The organism is Paenibacillus sp. FSL E2-8871, from assembly GCF_038000345.1.
In the GTDB taxonomy this organism is placed as follows: domain Bacteria; phylum Bacillota; class Bacilli; order Paenibacillales; family Paenibacillaceae; genus Paenibacillus_AQ.
Genome location: NZ_JBBOBV010000001.1, coordinates 5905021 through 5927444, shown reverse-complemented (window position 1 = coordinate 5927444; position 22424 = coordinate 5905021). Strand labels below are relative to the sequence as shown.

The following is a 22424-nucleotide window of genomic DNA, read 5'->3' as shown; positions in this document are numbered from 1 at the left end:
AAATTGGAGCGTGGCTATGAGCACAGAGCAAGATAAACAATATGCTATCCATAAGGTTATGGAATCTATGGCAAATGTGCAGCAGAAATCCCAGTTCTTCATTGATATGATCACCAAGCAGGAGACCCTGACTCACAATCAGATCCTTCTGCTGTTCCAGCTCAGGCTTATAGGTAGCTTGAACATTACTGACATCTCCGAACGATTCATTATTACACCAGGAGCCGCTTCCTCGATGTGCGATAAGTTGGAAGATGCCGGTCTTATCGAACGTGTGCGGACGAAGGAGGATCGCAGAGTCGTCAACATTGTCCTTACAGAACAAGGGCATCAGCGGATTCTCCATATCTTTGAAGCCTTTCCTACCTCGGATTTGGATAAAATTTCAGGAACCTTAGAACAAATAAATGTGCTAATGGATAAAATGATGAACTAAAAGCTTTTGGGTTAAATATGCTGCCTGTCAGGAAACTGACGGCAGTTTTTTTATGCCCAAAATACTATATTGACTATATATTATAATGATTATATATTTTAATTATTAAAATATTTTTTTGAAAGGCGGCCCCTGTAAATGTCCAATGCTAATGATCTTTTTGAACGCCAGGAAATGATCGGTCCACCGCTGAAAGTAAGAGGTTCACTGACCCTCAAAGAAGATGTTCGTGCGGATACCATCGATGTTGTCGGCCATTTAAGTGCACAGAAGAATGTTACTACCGCTAAGTTAAAAGTATCTGGTGATTGTTCGATTGGAGGTCATTGTAGAGCCGAACAGGTTATTAATCTGGGAGGACTACGTGTTCAACACATCCAGGCAGACAGACTGCAATCGTCTGGATACTTTTCTGCAGCACAAGATGCTGCACTCGAAACCTTTTATGCCGAAGGTGCTGTGAAGATTCATAGGTTAACTGCTGAATCATCCATTGAGCTACGTTTAGGAAACAGAAGCACAATCGATGTCATAAAATCTAGCGGGACCATTACTGTTAAGCCATCTTTGAAGCTAATGAATGCGCTAATCCCCTACTTCCGGAAGCTTACCTGCAAAACGATTGAAGGGACTAGCATCATGTTATATCGAACGACAGCAGATCTCGTCTGCGGTGAAGATATTATCATCGGACCGGGTTGTTCTATTGGGGAGATCCGCTATACCAAAAGTCTAACGGTAGACCCTAAATCACAAGTTGCTCGGACCGTATTTTTAAATAAATAGCAAACGTAACAACCTTGTCTCTGCTTTGTTTACAGAAAGTGACCTACTACGCGCTGATTTAATCTATACTTAAGAGGACTGGACTTAATCCTCGGAGGTAATTATGAATAAAATCATCGTAATCGGAGCTATCACGCTCTTTTTAGCCGGATGCGGAGCATCGGCATCTATAGATATGGATACAACAATGGCAATTAACCAAACACAAACTACTGAAGCACCACTGAAGCTAATCGTTGATGGAGAAACCGTTCTTCCTTCTCTCCCACCTTTTTTCTCAGGTGATAAGGTCTATGTACCTGCAAAAGTACTCATGGAGTACTACTCATCTGAACAACAATGGGATAATGCTACGAAAACCTTAACCATCTCTGATGGAAGCAGTAAATATGTTTTGAAGCCAGGTAATGAGTATATGCAAGGTGACGGTTATCAAAATGAGCTGGGGGGACCTGCAATTCTACGAAATGGTATTTTTTATATTCCGGCAGACTCTCTAAACTCTCTCTCTGGTGCCACTGCGCAGCTGAATGCCTCGCAAAATGAAGTTTCCATTACATCAGGGGATGTTAGTACTACCGTAAGAACACCCAGCGAACCTCTCGCGATTGCTACAGAAAATGACCAAGTTAAGCTGTATACTGCCCTCAAAAATGGCGGTACCTACGAAGGATTTGTTGTAGAGGTGAACGGTAACAAGCATACGTTTAATTGGGAAGCACCAAGATTGTTAGGTTACACTCCTGAGATTCATTATGCCGATATAGATCAGGATGGGCAGGAAGAAGTTGTTGTCATACTGTGGCTAGGAACAGGTACGGGCATATCTATGCAGGAGCTTCACGTCATAAAGCCTGACCAGTGGAAAGAAATGAATATACCATCCGCGGATAAAGCTGTCTCAGCATTTGTTACCTCAAAAATCTCCAATGAAAAAGGCGATGCCTTAATTCAAATTCAGGTAAAAGGTTCCACTCCATCTATAGTTACTATGCGTTATCCGGATCGTGGCGAGGATAGCAATCTTGGCGAAAAAGCCGGGATTGGTGCTGTGACTTACTACATGGTAGAAGAAGGCAAGCTGAAAGCTGAAACCAATGTTTATATTGGATTTTTAGAGAGTATTGGCACATTAACCTTTTCCTACAAATCAGGGAATGATGGAATGGAACCTGAATCCATTCGTTTTGAGCCTCATGAGGAGTATGCCTCTTATGTGTTGGGTAAGCAGCTATGATTGATGCCCATGTACATTTAGAGCAATATGAGCCTGAGGTTTCGGAACAAATGTTGAGTGAGATTGCTAACTTGGGAATCGAAGCCCTGATTGCTGTCTCCATGAATTTAGACTCTTGCGTTCGCACTCAAAAGCTTGCCGCTACCTATCCCGGAGTGGTACGCCCAGCTTATGGTTTTCATCCAGAGCAACCCATACCGCAGAACGCTGAGTTATCCACTTTGCTGGAATGGATTGAGCGTCAAGACCGGGAGGATTTTATCGCTGTAGGTGAAATTGGACTGCCTTATTATTCGCGTGCTGAAGCACTGGAGCGCGGCGAAGCTTTTGATATGGAGCCTTACATTCAGCTTCTTGATCAGTTGCTTGAGCTTGCCGCCCGTATAGATAAACCAGTGGTCCTGCACACCGTCTATGAGGATTCGTTGATTGCCTGTGATCTATTAGAGAAACATGGTATAAAGCGTGCCCACTTCCACTGGTTCAAGGGACCCGAAGAAGCCATTGCCCGTATGATTAAGAATGGATACTATATCTCTTTCACCCCTGACATCCTTTATGAGACGGAGATTCAGGAGCTTGCCCGCCGCTATCCCCCAGAGCTTGTCATGGCGGAGACCGATGGTCCTTGGCCATTTGAAGGACCTTTTGCGGGTAGAGTCACGCATCCATCTATGATTCGAGATGTTGCTGCCGCTTGGGGAGCGCTACATGGCTACACTTCCAGCCAAGCAGAAGAGATACTAACTGCGAATACTAAGCGATTTTATAGCTTGTAAATAAACAAAAGGATGGTTCCTAGCGAATGCCAGGCCATCCTTATGAATAATCACAGCATTATCCCAATTTAGGAGTTCACAACCTTTCCACACCCACTAACGTTCCGCCTGTGAATTCCATTCTATAAATATCCGGCTTTGTGGTTTGTAGTAGAAAATCCAGATCATATTTAGCGTCAAAATAATTCATCATAAGCGTCATGACTGCACCGTGAGTGCCAATCGCAATCTTTTGCCCACTGTGTTGTTTCAGTATATCTTGCAGTACGCTAACTGATCGCTTCTGACACGCATAAATGGACTCTCCACCAACCGGAACAAAATTTGGATCAGCAAACATTGTTTCCAGTAATGGATATAGCTCCTGGTCAGGCATGATCATATTTCCATCCGAAAAATGGATTTCCCGAAGATCTTCAACACTTTCAATCTCTGCCCCTAACTCCTGCGCCAAGCCAGAAACCGTATGTATAGCCCGAAGATATGGACTTGAATAAAAGACTTCAATTCCTTCAAGACGTAATTTCTCCGTTATCTTACGGGCATCCGCCTCCCCCTTCGCTGTTAATCCACGTGTTCTCTCAGTTCCTCCGGGCAGTTTGGGTGACTCTCCATGCCTTACCATATAAATAAAAGTTGCCATTCTTTTCCCTCCTCTACCTCTACAATTTCTCGTGTTCTATCCGAACTCCTTCATAAAAAAATCCCTTACGGGCAAGAATCGATCCTAGCGAGCTAGGAAATCTCTTAATTGCACTCTATACAACTATTAAGCGTAAAAAGAGGTCTGCTGAGCAAATAAGTGTAGTTTCTGCAACTAAAAACCATCATTTCTACCCCAAAAGAGAAAAAATCAATTTATAGCTGCACTAAATACAACTAAAGTTCGCTTTGAACGATGGAACAGCATTTAATTGCAGATTCTGCAACTAAATGCTAGGTAAGCCCGCTAGGTAGTCTGTGCTACTCAAGCTTTCTAGTCTGGCTAGTTTGCCTGACCTTCACTCCCACTTTCGCAAGCTTATTTATGAATAAATCTGTAGCCTCAAGTTTCCACCACTTTAACCTTCCCCGGTTGCTCCGTTGAGCTATCACTTTTCTCTTTCTGCACAGGCCACAGCACGCGGCCAAATACTATCCCAAGCACACCTATCAAAGCGATTACGATACCAAAGTTTAAAAAGATTCGACTAGGCCCAGCAGCCTGAACCAGCATTCCACCGAGGAGTGGAGCGCCAATCATAACTCCGCTAAGAATGGTACTCTGAATACCGAACACACGCCCTGTCATGTGCGGGGGAGTTTCTTTTTGTAAACAATAATTGAAGGTAATCATAAACATTCCGTTTCCGAGACCCAGTACGAATCCTAGCAGCAATACAGGAAGGCTAGTAACGCCTGGCTGAAGCAGGCCAAGCCCTCCGACCGATACACCAATAAGTGCATAACCCGTACCTAGCTTCCAGCCGTAGCCTGTTCCCCGGTTCATTTTGTTCATGACCATGATCATCAATATTGCACCCACGCCAGTTGCCGCGACAAGCCAGCCCAGCATAGATTCCTCAGCAGGTGCGATAATTCTGAATAGACTTGTAAACTGAAAATCGATCATCTGAATAGCTAACGCACCAACTAAACCAAAGAGCATGCTGTTTAGCAGCAGTCTGCTGCGCAGCATAAAGCTCCAGCCTTCCTTCCACATCGTGCGGAGAGAAACATGCTCCTCTGGATCCCCCTTGCTCTCTGAGCTGACTTGTCCTGCTTCACTATTTTTAACAGTAAGTAGGAGCAAGTAAGAACAGCCTCTGAGACAAGCATTGATCAAAATACACCACTGTGGCGTCAACACAGACAATGCAAAACCACCCAGCAATGGCCCAGCGATTTTGGAACCCTGATTTACGATTCCATTAAGTGAAGTGGCTTGAAGCAGCTGATCCTCTCTAACCATACTGCGGGTCATCGACTGCTGGGCAGGCACATTTAACGTCGAGATAGCAGCACGCAACATCAGTAAAGGGAGTAGCCACACCATATTGGGAGCGAAAAGAACTAGTACTGTTAACAATGCCGTTAGTAGGTCACACATCCGCATTAGCTTTAGCTTATTTAGTCGGTCAGCGGCTACCCCCGCCACGGAGCCGAGCAGAATCCCAGGTAAAGCTATGGAGACTGGAATCAAAGCCAGCATTAACGGACTAGCCTGCCAGCGGTACCCTACGAGTACTTGAATCGCCAGTGCATCGAACCAATCCCCAAAAGTGGCTGTCGCATATGCGCTGTACACACGCATATACACTTTGTTTTTTAGCAGACTCGTTCCTGCTTGTGATGAAGCATTCATCGGACATTCCTCCAAGTTACGATTAAGAACAAGAACATATGAATCATGATCTTAATGTAACGGAGAATTGTCAGAGAATTATCAGAGAGCTGTCACGATATTCATAAGCACGTTTTCCAAGGATTGCTCCAAACGATGGAATCCCCGCTCTTCCTTCTCACGTTCAAATAAATCTGCATATTTCTGATGCAAAGCTGACTGGGGAGCAAACTCGTTACAATAGTGAACAATTCGGTATAACGCATATATCCGCATCGGCACGAATCCTGACATCTCTAGCACCTGAAGCGCCTCATCCAATAACTGCTCTGCTTCACGCCAAGACTTGCGCCGTAGACACCACAAGCCTCTTGCAACTTTATAACTGCCGATCTCACGCAAAAAAGGTTTCTCCTGCAAAAGCACTTCAATGTCTTTTGCCATCCGCTCCAATTCCTGATCTTTTGTCCCCATCCACAAGTGTACGAGCATTTCGGAAATGGCCGTTACAGGAATGAAGTTCTCATACCCAGGCTCTTTAATCACTTCATGCGTTAGCTTTAATCGTTCTATTGCTTTTTCCGGTTGCCCGGCAAATGTGTACAAGTCCAGAATATTAAGGATCTCCATTTCACGATGCTGGGGCGGCAAAAGAATCTTTTTCTCAAGGACTAGCTCACAGAACGCTAATTTCTTCTTCGGATCACCCAAAAATATATAACAGATCATCAAAGAATAGAAACGCTCTTCTATCTCAACTTCCTCTGTGTTCAGAAGCCATTCCAAATCTCCCTGCACAAAATGAATATAGATCGAATAGAACGGATCCATTTCATAACCCAAAACATCCTGTTGTCGCGCTAAAGTTAACATGGATCGTCCTTGGCCGTATTGATGATATTTTACGAATACCTCCCGCATCGTCTCTTGCATCTTTGCGTCATATGTAGTCGGATTGGTCATAGTTACTGAGGGTTCCCGCATCGTTAGACTATAGCCAAATCCACGAACAGTCTTAATATCCAAGCCTTGTAGCTTGCTTAGCTTTTTACGAAGGCGATAAATATGATCATCTACCGTTCGCTCTACTGGGTATTCTAGGGGCCATACCTTATCCAGCAGTTGTTCTCGACTGAACGTACGCCCTCTATTTTTGTACAAGAACTGAAAAAGCGTAAATTCTTTAGGGAATAATTCGATCGTTATCCCATCTCCGGTCACTTTATATTCACTTTCGATTAATTCCAGCTGCATGATAGAACCTCTCTTTCCCCCGAATCCGCTCATTGGTTACATTATATCAGCCCATCCAAGGCGTACTCCAGATTAAAAATAAACATACAAAAAGAGCAATCCACAGATTTCTCTGCATGATTGCTCCTTGCACCCATTGCTGGTCTTATCCAGCCATATTATTAGTGGAATCCTGTTCACTAAAAACAGAGATGTGACCTACCTTACCCGTCGAGTTTGGAATAATGAATTTCAACTGGAATTGATCATTGGCTTGATAAGTGTAGATCTTATCCTCACCGTTTACTTTGGTATCATCCGGCTTGCCCAGTGTGGACTCGATCTGTTTCAGTGTTAGCTCTTGCAGTGCAGCATCACTGGAACGAACATCGAAGATTAGGCTCCCTTTATTGAATCCGAATACGACATGTTCATCAGTGTAGGTAGCATAAATACCTTTTCCCGCTGACTCTTGTTGATCAGGTTTACCCCAATCGGCTTCTACCTCATCAATTAGTCCGGTATGAGCAGCATATTCAACACCGGGCACCTTACCCTTTTTAGCAAGCTCAAGTAATTCTTGAAGTTGTTTGTCGCTATTCTGCGGATTCGCATTGGCTGTATCTTTATTAGTCTCCGTAGGGGAAGTGGTCGCTGCTGGTGCGGTTTCCGAAGGAGTGGCTGATGGGCTAACTTCTGGTTCTGCGGTTGCTGTTACCGTTTCAGTTGGCGCCGTAGTTGGGGAAGCAGAATTAGCTTGCTCATTGTTCGAGCTGCATCCAGCTAATCCAATCATTCCTGTGAGCAAAATAGAAGCTGCTAAAAATTTAATCTGTACTGACATGATGTCATCTCCTTAGTAGGTTAGCTCAAAACCAGCTTGCAAAAAAATGAAACTGAAAATATAGACGATACTGAAATGAAAAAGTTTCATCAGCCAAGGAGGGCTTGGCTTGGTCTAAATATCATTTACCCAAATCAGCTGAACATCAATAAATTACGGGACATCATCTCGGGAGATACTCCCCCTTAGTAAAAATATTCCACACAAACGCAACCTTAATCCTCCAAGCCGCATCTTATTAGTAAAGGGAGGGGAGCTTCATCTGAATATTATAGAGAGAATCAAAGCAAAGGATGAGTCAGCTCTCCGCCTATTGATGGACGATTACGGCGATATGCTGCTCCGAACCGCTTGCTTACTGCTCAAAGATCGACAGAGTGCCGAAGAGGCGGGACAAGATACTTTTATTCAAGCCTATGCCAAAATGAATCAGTTGCAGGATCCGGAACGGTTAAAGGCTTGGCTCATTCGCATCGTAGTCAACCGCTGCCGCATGAAGCAACGGACTTGGAGCTGGCGTAATATTTTCCCCTCGGGTGGGTCAGAGCTACAAGCCAGCGATGATGCGGGCTTCACTGCCGGGGCAGAAGATCTTTTCATGGTGGAATGGCATAATGTTAGACTCGCCGAGTTCATCAGGAATCTCGATTATGTATACCGTGAATGTCTGACGTTATATTACTTTCATGAGATGAGCATCCGTGAAATTTCCGAGCAATTGAATACACCGGAGAATACGATTAAATCCCGGTTAGTTAGAGGACGGACACTCTTAAAAAAGATGTTGGAAAAGGAGGGACATTTCTTATGAATACGGGGAACACGGAGAATACGAAACGCGAAGCTATCAAGCAACAGCTAGATGAAGAACTACAACCCATACACTTCGAAGGACATGAACGCGTCCTCAAGATGACCCACCCTCCAACCTTTGGAGCTCGTCTCTTGGCTTTCTGGAATAAAGAAATCGAGATCCCTGTGAAACCTATAGGCGCGATTGGTGCCATTATTCTAGTCGTATCATTGACTCTGCATCAACCAGAGGTTAAACATCAACCACAACAAAACGTCCAGCAACATCCGAACCGTGAACTTATTGAGGCTGGAGGCAATACGTACTGGAAGGATATCTATGATCAGGCGGTGAAGAGACATGCGAATTAAGATCAAAGTCAAACATCTAGTTTCATTCGTGCTACTCCCTGCCTCCCTGCTCATTCTTCTATTTAACTTTCTGCCCTCCTCAAAGGCACAAATGGAGGAAAGCCCAGCTATTCAATCTAACCTGGCACGTACAGAACTTCTGAAAAAGCTAGAGTCTACAACTGGCAGTAAACGTATGGAGCTTATTCAAACCAATATCATTGATAAGGAGCACGGCTACGATCCCTATAGATACGACGTAAATATTGGCCCCTCTATGAGTCAGTGGAATCATGATGAACCGAGTATTTCCGGCTTGCTGTCAGAGGATAAAATCGCGTTGCTAGAGGAATACATCCTTGATGGGCCAGCGAATAATACACGTATATTTGCGGTTAAGCTGCTTGCCTACGAATATGATGCTCTTGGTCGTAGGGACGACGGAGATCAAGCGCTAAACACCGCCGCGAAACAGTTAGACAGTAATTCTAGCGTGGCAAAAGAACTGGCGCTGCTTCAAGCAGAACGTGCCCTGAATCGTGGGGATACAACAGCCGCTGAATCTATTCTTGAACAAACCACATTTCCATACGAGAATCAGAAAGATTTAGAAGCGCAAAAAGCATGGCTTACCGGGCGCCTGCTCTTCACGAAAGGCAAAGCGCAGGAAGCCCTTGCCGTAGTAACCAATGGCTTGGAGAGCTACAAAAAATACTGGCAGGATATTCATAAACAAATGAGTCTTGTCATTAGTAACTCTGATAAAGACAGCGAAGCAGCGGGCTCATCATCAAGTTCAGCACCAACGATTGGCACTTCAGAAGCCGAAATGCAGCTTGAAGCGCTAATATCTGCCATTCAGTCAGCTGTAGATATGGGAAGTACCTCAACAGCTGTCGTATCTGGAACCCTAACCCGAAGCGATGGGACACCAATCTCGCGCGCAGGTATTTTTCTCCGTGCTGAAAGCGAGGTTAATCACAGCATCACAGCTGCTGAACCGTACCGAATCGTTACCGACGATGAAGGGCGTTTCGAATTCCACGGTGTGATTCCGGGCTTCTATCAATTGCAGCTTGGACTTAGCTATGATCAGATCGACGGATGGACTTGGCCTGTACAGTATGACGATTGGATTGAAGTTAAACCGGATGATAGGTTGAATGAGAGCATTGTTCTACAACCTCTGCTTGAGCTTCAGTCTCCTATTAATCAGGAGACGATAACGGGTCAGTCTGTAGATTTCCACTGGAAGGCTGTTGAAGGTGCGGCTTACTATCGTTTAAGCGGTGGGGTCTCAATGGTGGGGAGCTCCTTCAGTTCGCAGATTCGGGACCATATCACGGACAATCAAGTCTCTATTCCAGTAGATGAACTCTATTACAATAGTGGTTTCTCCTACGGCAGTGGCGGAGAGGGCTTTGAATCGATTGATCCTCTATCTTTTCTCGTGTTCATGAATCCTGAAGCACGCTTTTCTTGGAATATCGAAGCATTTGATGCGGATGGACATCTGCTTACCCGCAGTAATGGCTACAGATTGAACGAAGACACCGTTGGTAATCTGCCCTTCTTCTATCTCAAGGAACGAGAATTAACCACAGCCGATAGACTATTGCTAAATAAGAAACCTGATCAAGCCATAGAAATTTACCAAAAGAATGTTGCAGATGATCCAGAGGATGCTCATGCCCTGCACATGCTTGTGAAGCTGATGCTCGCTAAATCCTCCCTGACGAAGGATGACTCATTAGAAGATCAGGCAATTCCGCTACTCCAAAAGCTCATACAGTTGCATCCTTATTCTAATTATGCCTTCACGTTGTCACAGTACTATTTTGACCATGCGGACTGGAAATCATATAACGAGTATTATTCCCGCTACATTGAGCTGAGTCAAACTAAGGGGGATGACTATGACCGCTCGATAAATGCTACAGCTCTCATGCATCAAGGCAAGCTAGAAGAAGCACGCGAACAATTCGCTATGGCTCTAGAGCATGATGGCAGCCATCGTTTTATTGGCAGCTATTTGGCGGCAGAATTATACGTTGGTGAGTCGCTCTCTTCTGTAATGACACTAGCTGAACATTACCCCGAACACAGCTTCGGTCATAATGGGTATCGTTGGCCGCAAATGCTTAAACAGCTCATAGCTGAACGAACGAAACAGCCTAACAACTTTGACCAAGAGCTGAAGGAAAAACTCGGATGGTATGTAAATGGTCAGACGGATGTGCTGAAGCAATGGATTGATAGCACAAAATCCTCAGCACTGAAAACCTTTATACAGGCTGTTTTAGCGGTAAGCTAACTTAGCCTAACTCACTTATACAAACAAAAATCCGGTCCCTCTCGATTAACACGAGCATGGACCGGATTTTTTAATTACGCATGATTCTATTTACCTTTAGCTTCCATCATGTAATTCTGGAAGTCCGTAATGCTCGGGTTGGACATATAGTGACCACCCTCTACTTCAATCGTTTGACCAGTAATGAATTTAGATTCATCCGATGCCAGGAACAACACTGTGTTTCCGATATCATCCGCTTCTCCATGGTAAGGCAGAGCGTTGAACTTCTGGAAAATATCCAGCACAGCTGGCGGCATATTTCTTGCAGCCGCAGGTGTTAAGATCAGGCCCGGAGCCACTCCATTGCAACGAATCTTATCTTTACCATATTGTGTGGCGATGTAACGAGTTAGGTTCACAACAGCTGCCTTAGAGGAGCCATAAGCCGTGCGCAATGAATCTCCAGCAAATGCTGACATGGAAGCTGTGTTAATGATCGAGCCCCCGCCCGCTTTAATCATATGTGGAATGGTAAACCGGCTGCCTAACAGAACACTTTTGGTGTTCACATTCATCAAGCGATCCCATTCTTCCAAATCTATGTTGACGACATCTAGGTCTTTTTGCAGATTAGTTAGACCTACATTGTTAAATAAGACTGTAATCGTGCCATACTGAGCGACTGTGAAATCAACAGCTTCCTTGATCGAATCCGCTTGGGATGCATCCAGGAAAAGACCTTTCGCCTCTCCACCTTCACTTTTAATCTTAGCTGCTGCTTCTTTGGCAGCCTCTACATTAAAATCGGCGATGACAACTTTGGCTCCTTCTCTAGCCATTAAAGTAGCGGCTGATAAGCCAATACCTGAAGCGCCTCCAGTTACTAATGCAACCTTACCTTGAACTCTTCCCATATTCATACCCCTTTATAATGTGATTAAGATTCTTAGATGACTTCATTTATGTTTCAGAGCTATCAAAGCTCGTTAACAACTTTTCATAGATTTTCAAGAATTGCTGCAGTTCTTCTTCATCGAGCTTCTGAAACATTTCAGCTCGGAGCTCCTGCCCTTTTAGCTGTGCTTCCTTCAGTACATCTCTGCCTTTGTCCGTGATAGACAGCAGTACATTTCGGCGATCATCCTCGTTATATTTGCGCTCGGCCATTTCCTGCTTAATTAAGCGATTGGCAATATTCGTCATCGCCCCCGGCGTATAACCTAGCTTCTTAGCCAAAGTAGTTTGCTTCTGGGGACCCTTTTTATTCAATTCTCCCAAGACGAGAACAGGAGATATCCCAATATTGTGGTCAAAAGCATTCATCCATCGAACAATAATTTCATTCGTGAATAATTCAACTGCATGTATGAGTCTAAAAATATCTGGGTTTTCCAAGACATCCTCCTTAGATATTCATAATTATTAGCTGCTTCGAGATATATTTTAACACTAAAATATTTAATAGTAAATTATTTAACAGTAAAATACTAAATATTAAAAAAAAGAATGCTTATAAAAGCATCCTTTAGATTGCGGATTTATCAACAACATAAGTACCAGCCATCATATCGTGAAGCGCCCGTTTACGGGGAGTAAATGCGACAAATAGATAATCCACAAGCATGATGAGGCCAAGTATTTTACTGAGGTCAGTAGCTAAAGGTGCCCATAAGTTAAGAGTGGTGGAAATCACAGTGAGATCGTAGAGGCTTACGCCAACAATCATTGAAAAAATCGTACTAATGATTCGGAAAATATTTCGAATTAGAGCTTCCTTCAACGTTGGGATATTCCCTTGCTGATTGACAATTTTCATCTTTAAAACCAGCTTCCCAGGCGTTCCGCCAAATCTAACGATCATAAAAATATCAAACACGACGAAGAAAATATACTCAAGGATGATGGGAATCTCCGAATGCAAGGATACAGCTAGTGAATTGAATATCCAGTATACAATAACCGCAGGTATCAGAATGATAAGGAGATCAAGAATAGTAGCGAGAACTCTTTTCCAAAAGCCTATGAAATCCTCCTGTTCCAAACGTTCAACTTTATAATTATCCATTTTAGGGCCTCACTCTCTATGCTTACTTTATTCATTCATCCTGATTATCCGCTCTTCAATAGTGGTTTCCAGTTCCTTATTATTCTTTAAAATCACCCGTCTATCAGAAAAATTATTCGTTAATTCAATTATTCTATGTATCGCTTCCTGATCATATCCCTGATGATTCTAATCCACATAGGCTTAGCCGAGCCCGATCGGCAGGATGATAAGTCCTAGCGATACAACCATTGTGATTCTCGTAGTGAAGATCGTTAGCTTTTGATTTTTCTGCGATTTGCACCAACCTTTAAACTGAAAATGATTCCGATACAGCATAAAAAATATCAATAAATTCCCGAGCGCCATACTCCAGTTATACACAGGCTGACCAAATATAGATTGATATATAAATCTCTCTACCCCGCCTAAAATAAACAAGGTCAACATAAGCAATACACACATTCGAAGTAATTCCAATATAAAAGAACCTAGTTTTGTCATTTCTAGAGCCTCCCCTTCAAAATTTTCTGTATGCAAAACATCCATATTCATCCAATTATACACTTTGACTGTGATGACTCCTAACGAAATATTCGAAAAAACAACCCAGCCCAAGATACCTTCTATCCTGAGCTAGGTTGTGTCGGTTCTTCCCTATGAGTGTATAGTTTTTTCCTTACCCTCTATTTCCTGAATCTGTGCCCTCAGATTAACGATTTCCGCCATTAACGCTTCATTCTCCTCCTCTGTATCCCTAGTTCCGCTCTGGATCAGTTGATTCAGACGCAGCTGCAGAAGAACGAGGTCGTCCTCATGGGCCTGTTCTTTACGGGTAAGCACTCGACTCCTGTCTTTCGAGGTGTATTCATCATAGGAACCTTGAAAAAACTTCGGTGCCTGCGTCGGTGCTAGTATTACCAAACGATTAGCTACTTTAGTGTGAAGGTACCGGTCATGTGAGACCATCACAATTCCTCCCGGATATACCCTTAGCGCTTCTTCTACTCGTTCCCTAGTGTCAATGTCCAGATAATTGGTGGGTTCATCCAGTACTAATAGGTTAGCTTTTCCAAAGTACAATTTAAGGAAAGCTACACGACATTTCTCCCCCAGACTTAAATCACCAATTCGTTTAAAGACATCCTCCCGCGAAAATAAAAAGCAGCCCAGAATCGTTCGTGCCTCCGTTTGGGTCATACCTGGCAGTTCAAGCAAACTATCCAGAATGGTGGACGACACCGCTAGATTATCGAGCTCTTGCGCAAAATAACCAACCTTTGTACGCGGATGCAGCCGCACTTCACCTTTGCTAGGTTGATGAATACCAGCAATCAGCTTCAGCAAAGAAGACTTACCGACACCATTAGGACCCAGAATAGCGAGACGATCGCCTCGACTCAATGTCAAACTGAAATTTTTCAGTACAGGCGCACTACCCTTATATGCAAAATCAATCTCGCGGAGTGACAGCAAAGTGTCCGCCATAAACGCTTCACTTTCCAGCTTCATCTTCAGCTTACTTGTCTCGCGTGGTAATTCCACACGGTTCTTATTTAAGCGTTCGAGTGCAGCTTCCTTCGCATGAAGACGAGATACGTTCTTCTTTGATTTCGCACGCAGGAAATCATGCTGTCCGGCAGCACGGTGTGCCTGTTGGAACCATTCGGAATACCTTCTGATGCTCTCCAGCAGCTTCTCCTTTTCCTGTTCCTGCTTCTTATATTGTCCCTCTAGCGTTCGCGCCTCTACCACCTTCTGCTCCCGATACTGCGTATATCCACCCGAATACCGGCGACACCCCTCTGGACTAAGCTCCAGCAACGCCGTCGCCGTTCGATCGATGAACGTACGATCATGCGAAACATAAAGCACAGTTCCGGGATAGGTATGGACCCATTGTTCCAACCACTCCATCGTTTCTCCATCTAAGTGATTCGTCGGCTCATCTAGAATCAACAGCTTCGGCTGCTGAGCTAACAATGCGGCCAATTGAACGCGTGTCTTTTGCCCACCGCTTAGCGATGGATACGGCACATTCCAAACCGAACGCTCAAGTTTGAGCTGCTTCAAGCATTTTTCCGCTTTTGCCTCCCAGTCATAACCACCAAGCTGCAAGTATTGATCGTACACTTCGGCGTATTCAGCCAATCCCGCTTCACTCTCGTCGTTCTGCTCCTGCAACCTCTGACTGAGAATTTCAAGCCTGCGCTTCAATTGGGGGAGCTCTGGCGATCCGGCGATTACGTAATCCAAGGCGGTCACTTCTTCGGATACTTCTAGCTGCTGATCCAGCACACCCCATTCCTCACGTGGCAAACCATGATAGATACTTCCCTCCTCAAAGAGGAGGCGACCGATCAGCCCCTTAAGTAATGTGGTTTTGCCGATTCCATTACGACCGAACAAGAGCACACGCTCTCCTTCTGATATCTCAAAGGACACCTTCTCGAATAACAGGGTCCCGTTCCATTCTTTACGTATATTTTTTGCTTTTATTAGGGTCATATTTCATTCCTCCGATTATATTGCAAATAAAAAACCGCAGCCAGCGGTCTGCGGTCAAATAGCGTATGATGGGGGGGGAAATATGCCATAACATGAATAGACTACGGCCGTGATCACCTGCTGTGTGCAGAGTAAACCAAACAATAGATCTATTCATATAAAAGCAACGTAAGGTTCCCGACCGACACACGTATCCCTGACCGTTATCACCCTGAACGGGTGATCCGTGACTTGTGCATATGCACTTCACAAGCTCTATGGTCTTCTTCTAGGAAACGTGTTAGTTATTCATTAGTCGGTGGTCCTCCGTCATTGTCCGAATTGGTTTGAATGAATATAGTATATACCCATTTAAGCCAGAATTAAAAGTTCAAGAATAGTTATAAAATAATCTTTACCGACTGAGACTGTGAACTCCATTGCACCTGAATACCAAATAATTCGGGCAAGATGCTCAGCGGAATCATCAATCGACCATTTTCATTACGGGACGCTGGTATCGTAAGCGTCTTTCCATTTACAACAGCCTGATCGGATAAAGGCTGATGTGCCACCGTACGATTTCCTATCGTAATTAGCAGTGCACCTGTTCCAGCTTTGCTCTGTAAAGTTCCACCTAACAAGGCTACAGATTCTCTCAGCGGAACAAATACACGGGAGTTATCCATTAAAAAAGGATCTTTTAGCTTTGTCGTGACTCCATCCAGCTCAAAAGCTCCAGCAAACATCTTACTTCCTACGGAATACCCATTTTTAGTCGCAATACTCTCCATAGCCAGTGTGCTTGTTGTAATAATGACCCTTGTATTTTTAGCTATTTTTGGGTACAGCCAGTGGATGTCATCATTATGCATTCGAATACATCCGGCGCTGACATACTTTCCTATGGAGGACTCATTATTATTGCCGTGAATCGCATATGTGGTACCATAAGTTCCGTTCACTTCTAGCCCTAGCCAGCGGTCGCCAAGTGGATTGGCCGGATCACCCCCGGGTATTTTTTCTTTGTAATAGGGTCTGTTCTTTACTTTAACTACCATTTTGAAGCTGCCTTCGGGCGTCAGTTCCTTCGACTTCCCCGTTGCGACTGGAAAGATCTTTACCAGTTTACCATCACTGAAATACGCGAGTTTGTTTGTTTTTTTGTTCACGATAATCAGATCTGATCCAGCAGCAGCTTCCGCCTTTCCCATACCTGTAAAACATGCAGCGAACAGAAGCCCAAACACAAGTATCAGCTTCACATACCGCTGTAATGAAGATTGAAACTGGCCACCCGAAAAAACGAAAAATCCCAATTTTCTCCACCTCCATATATAAAGACGAAATCATTTCAATTTTGTTGCATGCCAACCTGTACCTATTCTTTTCAACTCGTCCCCCACATTTGACGCAGAGATTGCAATACTGTAACCAAGTGAACGCACATTAAAAAAGCCGACCTTTGGATAACCAAAGATCAGCTCTATATTTTATATGCTCAGTATTTCATGATTAGACAACTAATGTTTCTTACCTGAACCAAATGCAATCACGTACCGCCCACCAATCATTCACTTCACAGCTTAACGCTGTAGCGTAAAATTCCTTGGAACGCTCCAGATTGGATACTAACCTTACTTGAACCGAGAACTGTACCTTACTCACTGTAGATCATCCTCCGATTGTCATATTTGGCTTGATCAACATTTGTAAATTTCATATTCCGATTTTATAATATCATCCAATATGAGGAAATTAAATCGAAATCAACGGACAAGCCTATCGGAGAATGAAATCAATAAGTACCGGTGAGGTTACTGCTCTTTTCTTTGATCCAAAAAGTTTCGAACAACCTGCAAGCGAAGAGGATCTATCGGCTTTAGCGCATCTCCATCTTCTCTAACGGCTGAACCGAAATGCACTCGGCGCACACCCGTTTGTTTTATAAAATCACTTAACCAATCTGCCGTTAACCCACTGCCAGCAAGAATAGATATAGATTGCTTTGAGGTAAGCTGCTCCAGCGCAGCAAGACGTTCCGCACCTTTAGGGGCTGTATTCTCGGCTCCTGATGTTAGAATGTCAGTAATTTGAGGATAACGCATCAATATTTCTAACGCCTCAAATTGATCCCTCACTTCATCAAAAGCACGATGGAATGTCACCTCCAAACCTTTTGCAGTACGAAGTAACCTTTGAAGTGACTCTTCGTCAATTGTTCCATCAGGGCGTAACATGCCCATTACGACAGATACCCCGCCGATAGATACGATATGCTGAATATCCTGCTCCATGGTTTCTATATCATCCTTATCATAATAAAAGGATCTGGCATGGGGTCTAACCATTACCCTGACCGGGATAGAGACAGCATTGCGCACTTTTTCAATAAGTCCCAGACTGGGCGTCAATCCCCCTTCACTGATCCCAGTGATCAATTCAATTCGATCAGCTCCATAACGCTCGGCCAGTACTGCATCACTTAATGTTGTAGCAATAACTTCTAGTAACATTGTTGTCTCTCCTTCATTCATCTTAGAACCTTGCTTTCTGCTATTTTCTTCATCCGCACATTATCCTAACCCACATCCATATAAACACGCAAAAAAAGATCTTGATCCTCTACAAATACTAGAGAATCAAGACCTTTCGTTCTTAAACTATCCTTACGCCCACCACATACCTTGTGGTTGATCGCGAATAAGAATGGATTGCAAATTGGTTACTGCACGATGGAAGCCTTCGTCTACCGTCATAAGAGGGTCTTCATGCTCAATGCTGACCACATAATCATAACCGTAAGTACGCAGCGCACTCATGATATCCGACCATTCAGATATGCTGTGTCCACAGCCAACGGAGCGGAAGGTCCATGCGCGGGTCTGTACATCGCCGTAAGGCTGCATATCCGTCAGGCCATACATATTAATATTGTCCTGATCCAGGTACGTGTCCTTGGCATGGAAATGATGGATCGCACCAGCTTTACCAAGAATCTTGATCGCGCCTACAGGATCGATGCCTTGCCACCACAGATGGCTCGGGTCTAGATTCGCGCCGATCGCATCACAGGTTGCTTCTCTAAGCTTCAGAATCGTGTAAGGAGTATGGCAGAGGAATCCGCCATGAAGCTCGATACCGATCTTAACGCCATGCTCCTCAGCCAACTTACCAATTTCCTTCCAGTAAGGGATCAGTTTATGCTCCCACTGCCAGGTTTTGATATCGCTGTACACGGTAGGCCAGGGTGTAACTGGCCAGTTCGGTGCTTTTGCATCGTCGCTGTCTCCCGCGGTTCCCGAGAAAGTGTTCACTACCTTAACGCCCATTAGCGAAGCTAGCTTGATCGACTTACGCAGAATTTCGTCGCCTTCACGAGCTTCTTCTTTATCCGGCGAAATCGGGTTATTATGGCAACTGAATGCACTGATCATAATGCCACGTTTCGTGAACTTCTCCAGATATTCCTTACGTGCTGATTCGCTAGCAAGCAGCTCATCTGTTGGACAGTGGGCATTTCCGGGATTGCCTCCTGAACCGATCTCTACCGCATTCAAACCAGCAGCAGCGATTTTATCAAGCATCTCTTCGAGAGTCAAACTTCCAAATACAGGATCAAATACGCCTAATTTCATTTATAATACCACCTTTTCTTTGATTGGCTCCAAAGCTTCAGAATGTCCGTAAACTGGATAATCACGCTTCGTTGGTGCACACCAGTTCACACCATTGATGATCACTCGTTGGATTTCTTTGTTGTAATAGGTTGGATAAGATTCATGACCGGGTTGGAAATAAAAGATCTTCCCGTTCCCACGACGATAGGTCGATCCGCTTGGGAACACATTGCCGCCTTCAAACCAGCCGACAAAAATTAGACTCTCTGGTGCTGGCACATCAAAATGTGCTCCGTACATTTCCTCTTGCTCCAAATCGATATATTCACCAATGCCCTCAGCAATCGGGTGACTTGGGTCCATGACCCAAAGACGCTCCTTCTCCCCTGCTTCACGCCACTTTAGATCACAGCTGGTGCCCATTAACTTCATGAATATTTTGGACATATGACCCGAATGAAGAACCACTAGCCCCATGCCTTGAAGCACTCTTTGGTGAACACGATTTACAATCTCATCACTAACTTCTTGATGGGCAACATGTCCCCACCAAATCAGTACATCTGTGTTATCCAGCACATCTTGTGTCAGTCCATGCTCCGGTTCATCCAGCGTAGCTGTCTGAGCGTCCAGTCCAGCTTCCTGAAGGAAGCTTGCCAATTGTCCGTGAATCCCTTGCGGATAGACCTTGAGAATTCTCTCTTCCTGCCGTTCATGGCGGAATTCATTCCATACCGTTACTCTGGTCACTTTGGACACACTCCTAGTTCATAGTTATCTATGTCGTTAAACTTGACTGTTTATTCAAGAAGAAACGCTGTTGTCATCCTTAGAAAATGACAAACGTTTCTCGTAGAAAAGTAAGGATTAAGTATAACGTGGAACTTATACTTTCTTACTTTTCAAAAAATACAGGCATGCCAGTTTCAGAGGATTTATAAATAGCCTCCAAGATGCGGGTAACAACGAGCGCCTGCTCTGGCTTCACTACAGGCTCGGTGTCATTGACGATGCTTTCGATCCACTGAGTAGCCTCGGTCAATGCAGGATCATCTCCCGCGCCATCATAAAAGTCAACGCCGCCGGCTTCCAAGCTGATATGCTTCTCGAATGTTTTGCCGTATTCTTCTCCGTTAATGCGCAGACCGTTCTCCATGTCCGCTCCACCTTCAGTACCGCAAAGCACAGTCTTAGCTTCACCAACATCAAGGGTATTCAGCGCCCAGCTTGCTTCGAGAACGATGCTAGCTCCATTCTCCATAGTAATGAATCCAATGGCGGAATCCTCAACTGTAAATTTCTCTGGATCCCACGGGCCCCAAGCGTTCGCGGCGTTTTTACGACCGGACAGCTTATGATAAGCGTTACCGACAACATATTTTGGTTTGTAGTTATCCATCATCCATAGAGTCAAATCGAGGGCATGAGTACCAATATCAATCAATGGACCTCCGCCTTGCGCTTCCTCGTCCAGAAACACGCCCCACGTTGGAACGGCACGACGACGGATCGCCTTAGCTTTAGCATAATAAATCTCTCCAAGACCATCATTCTCGCATACCGTATGCAGATAAGCTGAATCTGGTCTGAAACGGTTTTGGTAACCGATGGTCAGCTTCTTCCCAGTTCGTTTTGAAGCATCGATCATTGCTTGCGCTTCTGCTGTGGTCTTAGCCATCGGCTTTTCACACATTACATGCTTGCCTGCCTCCATTGCCGCAATGGAAATCTCTGCATGGGAAATGTTTGGTGTACATACATGAATTACATCTATACTTGCATCTTTAAGAAGCTCTTTATAATCTGTGTAAACCACGGAGCCCTCATCCCCAAACTCCGCTTTTGCCTTCTCAGCACGCTCTGGAACGATATCGCAAAAAGCAACCATTCGAGCACCTTCCACTTTTGATAACGCTGGCATATGTTTGCCGTTTGCAATGCCTCCGCAGCCGATAATTCCTACTGTTAATGTCATTTTTATTCTAACCTCCACTTGTTCCTGTTTTGATATCTCTATCATACAAAGCCCGGGGGCGTCTTTCTTCCTGCATTCTTGCTGTATTATTCCCGAATATTGTCTTATGGTATTTTAGGGGGGATATCCCCGTGGCATCTTTGAAAAAATGATGGAATGTCTTCACGCTGCCAAACCCGGCGGCTTCCGCCACCGCAGACATCGGCAAATCTTCATTGATTAAGATCCATTTAGCTTTGTTAAGCCGATATTCGTTTAAGAAAGCTATAAAGGTCATACCAGTATTCTTCTTGAATAGCTTGGTAAAATAATACGGACTAAAGCCCATATAGCTAGCTACCTCATTCAGCGTAATGGCTTCCTGGTAATGCTGCTCTACATAAATAAAAATCCGCTCTAATCTTTCCAGCGTTTCTCTAGACTGGTTCAGCGTATCTTCCGAGAACTTAGGCTGTTTATTGAGTGCACTCTTCGGCACTTCCCGTAAAATAACGGTCAATAGTTCAAACAATCTAGCTTTGATTAAGTAAGCGTACCCATCTCTTCGCTGCACGTCTTCCTCATAAATACTCTCAATCAGCCCTTTGATCTTCACGGCGGTTGCTTCGGGCCATTTTGAACTAGAATGCTCCATAAGCGTAAAAACCTCACGAAGCGAATAATCACTTCCGCTCAAAGCTGCGACTTCCTGAAACAGGTTAAGATCGAATTGAATTACTACCCGTTCGCTTTCAGGTGAGGCGAGAAAATAATGGACATCCCCACCGTTGATAAATTGAACCTCACCCTGCTCCATGTGAATAGGGGTATCATTTATTCCCAGATTTAGACTTCCTTTAGTTACATATATAATTTCAATTTCTTTATGCCAATGCGGATAGCACAGCGTATCTCCTCCACATAGTAAACTTCTAAAAGGAAAATGCTTATCCACATCTGGAATTTCGAGATAAATATTCATAAGCGCAGCTCCTTATCCGGTTAAACACTAAACCAACGATAAACATGTCAATCCGATTTCACGTAAGCGTTTACTGTCTAAATGTTAGTCCTCTAATATTCTTTTGTCAATTCTGGGTCTCTGTATTGTTAATATCCTGCTCCAACTACATTTCTCCCTCTTATACACCACTTTAACAGAGATTTTCTGGTAATTTAATCGGTCTCATTCTATTAAAAAATAATTACCTTTCATGGTTCTTATCATTCACATATTTTTTA

General features: G+C 44.1%; 23 protein-coding genes. 7 read left to right on the top strand and 16 right to left on the bottom strand.

Annotation, left to right across the window (positions count from 1 at the left end):
* Nucleotides 1-16: 16 nt before the first annotated feature.
* The 4 genes from NYE25_RS26590 (at nt 17) to NYE25_RS26575 (ending at nt 3238) form a co-directional block, all read left to right on the top strand.
* Complete coding sequence (locus NYE25_RS26590) at nt 17-436, top strand: MarR family winged helix-turn-helix transcriptional regulator (protein WP_076284020.1); 420 nt, start codon at nt 17-19, stop codon at nt 434-436.
* Between the two features lie 138 nt (nt 437-574).
* Nucleotides 575-1222, top strand: coding sequence for a hypothetical protein (locus tag NYE25_RS26585; RefSeq protein ID WP_341147263.1), 648 nt, complete (start codon nt 575-577; stop codon nt 1220-1222).
* Between the two features lie 103 nt (nt 1223-1325).
* On the top strand, nt 1326-2459 hold the full coding sequence (locus NYE25_RS26580) for a copper amine oxidase N-terminal domain-containing protein (protein WP_341049873.1): 1134 nt from the start codon (nt 1326-1328) through the stop codon (nt 2457-2459).
* Complete coding sequence (locus NYE25_RS26575) at nt 2456-3238, top strand: TatD family hydrolase (protein ID WP_341147262.1); 783 nt, start codon at nt 2456-2458, stop codon at nt 3236-3238. The genes NYE25_RS26580 and NYE25_RS26575 overlap by 4 nt, the downstream gene beginning before the upstream one ends.
* 76 nt (nt 3239-3314) lie before the next feature.
* Here NYE25_RS26575 and NYE25_RS26570 read toward each other — a convergent pair whose 3' ends face one another.
* The 4 genes from NYE25_RS26570 to NYE25_RS26555 form a co-directional block, all read right to left on the bottom strand.
* On the bottom strand, nt 3315-3881 hold the full coding sequence (locus NYE25_RS26570) for a histidine phosphatase family protein (RefSeq protein ID WP_341147261.1): 567 nt from the start codon (nt 3879-3881) through the stop codon (nt 3315-3317).
* 402 nt (nt 3882-4283) lie between these two features.
* Complete coding sequence (locus tag NYE25_RS26565) at nt 4284-5582, bottom strand: MFS transporter (protein WP_341147260.1); 1299 nt, start codon at nt 5580-5582, stop codon at nt 4284-4286.
* Nucleotides 5583-5663: 81 nt separating this feature from the next.
* Nucleotides 5664-6815: a winged helix-turn-helix domain-containing protein gene (locus NYE25_RS26560; RefSeq protein ID WP_341147259.1), complete on the bottom strand. Its 1152-nt coding sequence runs from the start codon at nt 6813-6815 to the stop codon at nt 5664-5666.
* Nucleotides 6816-6960: 145 nt separating this feature from the next.
* Entirely contained in the window at nt 6961-7638 is a 678-nt protein-coding gene (locus NYE25_RS26555; RefSeq protein WP_341049881.1) for a YjgB family protein, read from the bottom strand.
* A 316-nt stretch (nt 7639-7954) separates the two neighbouring features.
* Between NYE25_RS26555 and NYE25_RS26550 the strand changes: the two genes are divergently transcribed.
* The 3 genes from NYE25_RS26550 to NYE25_RS26540 are packed head-to-tail and all read left to right on the top strand — an operon-like array spanning nt 7955 to nt 11095.
* A complete protein-coding gene (locus NYE25_RS26550) occupies nt 7955-8449 on the top strand; it encodes a sigma-70 family RNA polymerase sigma factor (protein ID WP_445667184.1) in 495 nt (164 codons plus the stop codon).
* On the top strand, nt 8446-8802 hold the full coding sequence (locus NYE25_RS26545) for a hypothetical protein (RefSeq protein WP_339245522.1): 357 nt from the start codon (nt 8446-8448) through the stop codon (nt 8800-8802). Before NYE25_RS26550 ends, NYE25_RS26545 begins: the two co-directional genes overlap by 4 nt.
* Nucleotides 8792-11095 carry a hypothetical protein gene (locus NYE25_RS26540; RefSeq protein WP_341147257.1) on the top strand — a complete coding sequence of 768 codons (2304 nt, stop codon included), beginning with the start codon at nt 8792-8794 and terminating at the stop codon, nt 11093-11095. Before NYE25_RS26545 ends, NYE25_RS26540 begins: the two co-directional genes overlap by 11 nt.
* An 86-nt stretch (nt 11096-11181) precedes the next feature.
* Here the strand turns inward: NYE25_RS26540 and NYE25_RS26535 are convergent, their stop codons facing one another.
* From NYE25_RS26535 to NYE25_RS26480, 12 genes are all read right to left on the bottom strand, one after another.
* Complete coding sequence (locus NYE25_RS26535) at nt 11182-11991, bottom strand: SDR family NAD(P)-dependent oxidoreductase (protein WP_341147256.1); 810 nt, start codon at nt 11989-11991, stop codon at nt 11182-11184.
* A 46-nt stretch (nt 11992-12037) separates the two neighbouring features.
* On the bottom strand, nt 12038-12472 hold the full coding sequence (locus NYE25_RS26530) for a MarR family winged helix-turn-helix transcriptional regulator (RefSeq protein ID WP_042185446.1): 435 nt from the start codon (nt 12470-12472) through the stop codon (nt 12038-12040).
* Between the two features lie 130 nt (nt 12473-12602).
* A complete protein-coding gene (locus tag NYE25_RS26525) occupies nt 12603-13142 on the bottom strand; it encodes an RDD family protein (RefSeq protein WP_341147255.1) in 540 nt (179 codons plus the stop codon).
* A 183-nt stretch (nt 13143-13325) separates the two neighbouring features.
* Nucleotides 13326-13625 carry a hypothetical protein gene (locus tag NYE25_RS26520; protein WP_341147254.1) on the bottom strand — a complete coding sequence of 100 codons (300 nt, stop codon included), beginning with the start codon at nt 13623-13625 and terminating at the stop codon, nt 13326-13328.
* Between the two features lie 153 nt (nt 13626-13778).
* Entirely contained in the window at nt 13779-15629 is a 1851-nt protein-coding gene (gene abc-f / locus NYE25_RS26515; RefSeq protein ID WP_341147253.1) for a ribosomal protection-like ABC-F family protein, read from the bottom strand.
* Nucleotides 15630-16009: 380 nt separating this feature from the next.
* Nucleotides 16010-16927 (bottom strand): L,D-transpeptidase family protein, encoded by a 918-nt coding sequence (locus NYE25_RS26510; protein WP_341147252.1) that lies wholly within the window; start codon nt 16925-16927, stop codon nt 16010-16012.
* 214 nt (nt 16928-17141) lie between these two features.
* Nucleotides 17142-17276 carry a VOC family protein gene (locus tag NYE25_RS26505; protein WP_341127329.1) on the bottom strand — a complete coding sequence of 45 codons (135 nt, stop codon included), beginning with the start codon at nt 17274-17276 and terminating at the stop codon, nt 17142-17144.
* A 149-nt stretch (nt 17277-17425) separates the two neighbouring features.
* Complete coding sequence (locus tag NYE25_RS26500) at nt 17426-18124, bottom strand: copper homeostasis protein CutC (protein ID WP_341147251.1); 699 nt, start codon at nt 18122-18124, stop codon at nt 17426-17428.
* Nucleotides 18125-18277: 153 nt separating this feature from the next.
* On the bottom strand, nt 18278-19246 hold the full coding sequence (locus NYE25_RS26495; RefSeq protein ID WP_341147250.1) for a sugar phosphate isomerase/epimerase family protein: 969 nt from the start codon (nt 19244-19246) through the stop codon (nt 18278-18280).
* The gene (locus NYE25_RS26490) at nt 19247-19978 is read right to left on the bottom strand and encodes a ThuA domain-containing protein (protein ID WP_076284004.1); all 732 of its coding nucleotides are present in this window, start codon (nt 19976-19978) and stop codon (nt 19247-19249) included.
* Nucleotides 19979-20123: 145 nt separating this feature from the next.
* A complete protein-coding gene (locus NYE25_RS26485) occupies nt 20124-21203 on the bottom strand; it encodes a Gfo/Idh/MocA family protein (protein WP_042185435.1) in 1080 nt (359 codons plus the stop codon).
* A gap of 7 nt (nt 21204-21210) precedes the next feature.
* A complete protein-coding gene (locus NYE25_RS26480) occupies nt 21211-22164 on the bottom strand; it encodes an AraC family transcriptional regulator (protein WP_042185433.1) in 954 nt (317 codons plus the stop codon).
* Nucleotides 22165-22424 lie beyond the last annotated feature (260 nt).

Coding starts and splice junctions, on each gene's coding strand:
- NYE25_RS26590 (WP_076284020.1), top strand. CDS start 17: ATGAGCACAGAGCAAGATAAACAATATGCTATCCATAAGGTTATGGAA.
- NYE25_RS26585 (WP_341147263.1), top strand. CDS start 575: ATGTCCAATGCTAATGATCTTTTTGAACGCCAGGAAATGATCGGTCCA.
- NYE25_RS26580 (WP_341049873.1), top strand. CDS start 1,326: ATGAATAAAATCATCGTAATCGGAGCTATCACGCTCTTTTTAGCCGGA.
- NYE25_RS26575 (WP_341147262.1), top strand. CDS start 2,456: ATGATTGATGCCCATGTACATTTAGAGCAATATGAGCCTGAGGTTTCG.
- NYE25_RS26570 (WP_341147261.1), bottom strand. CDS start 3,881: ATGGCAACTTTTATTTATATGGTAAGGCATGGAGAGTCACCCAAACTG.
- NYE25_RS26565 (WP_341147260.1), bottom strand. CDS start 5,582: ATGAATGCTTCATCACAAGCAGGAACGAGTCTGCTAAAAAACAAAGTG.
- NYE25_RS26560 (WP_341147259.1), bottom strand. CDS start 6,815: ATGCAGCTGGAATTAATCGAAAGTGAATATAAAGTGACCGGAGATGGG.
- NYE25_RS26555 (WP_341049881.1), bottom strand. CDS start 7,638: ATGTCAGTACAGATTAAATTTTTAGCAGCTTCTATTTTGCTCACAGGA.
- NYE25_RS26550 (WP_445667184.1), top strand. CDS start 7,955: ATGGACGATTACGGCGATATGCTGCTCCGAACCGCTTGCTTACTGCTC.
- NYE25_RS26545 (WP_339245522.1), top strand. CDS start 8,446: ATGAATACGGGGAACACGGAGAATACGAAACGCGAAGCTATCAAGCAA.
- NYE25_RS26540 (WP_341147257.1), top strand. CDS start 8,792: ATGCGAATTAAGATCAAAGTCAAACATCTAGTTTCATTCGTGCTACTC.
- NYE25_RS26535 (WP_341147256.1), bottom strand. CDS start 11,991: ATGGGAAGAGTTCAAGGTAAGGTTGCATTAGTAACTGGAGGCGCTTCA.
- NYE25_RS26525 (WP_341147255.1), bottom strand. CDS start 13,142: ATGGATAATTATAAAGTTGAACGTTTGGAACAGGAGGATTTCATAGGC.
- NYE25_RS26520 (WP_341147254.1), bottom strand. CDS start 13,625: ATGACAAAACTAGGTTCTTTTATATTGGAATTACTTCGAATGTGTGTA.
- abc-f (WP_341147253.1), bottom strand. CDS start 15,629: ATGACCCTAATAAAAGCAAAAAATATACGTAAAGAATGGAACGGGACC.
- NYE25_RS26500 (WP_341147251.1), bottom strand. CDS start 18,124: ATGTTACTAGAAGTTATTGCTACAACATTAAGTGATGCAGTACTGGCC.
- NYE25_RS26495 (WP_341147250.1), bottom strand. CDS start 19,246: ATGAAATTAGGCGTATTTGATCCTGTATTTGGAAGTTTGACTCTCGAA.
- NYE25_RS26485 (WP_042185435.1), bottom strand. CDS start 21,203: ATGACATTAACAGTAGGAATTATCGGCTGCGGAGGCATTGCAAACGGC.
- NYE25_RS26480 (WP_042185433.1), bottom strand. CDS start 22,164: ATGAATATTTATCTCGAAATTCCAGATGTGGATAAGCATTTTCCTTTT.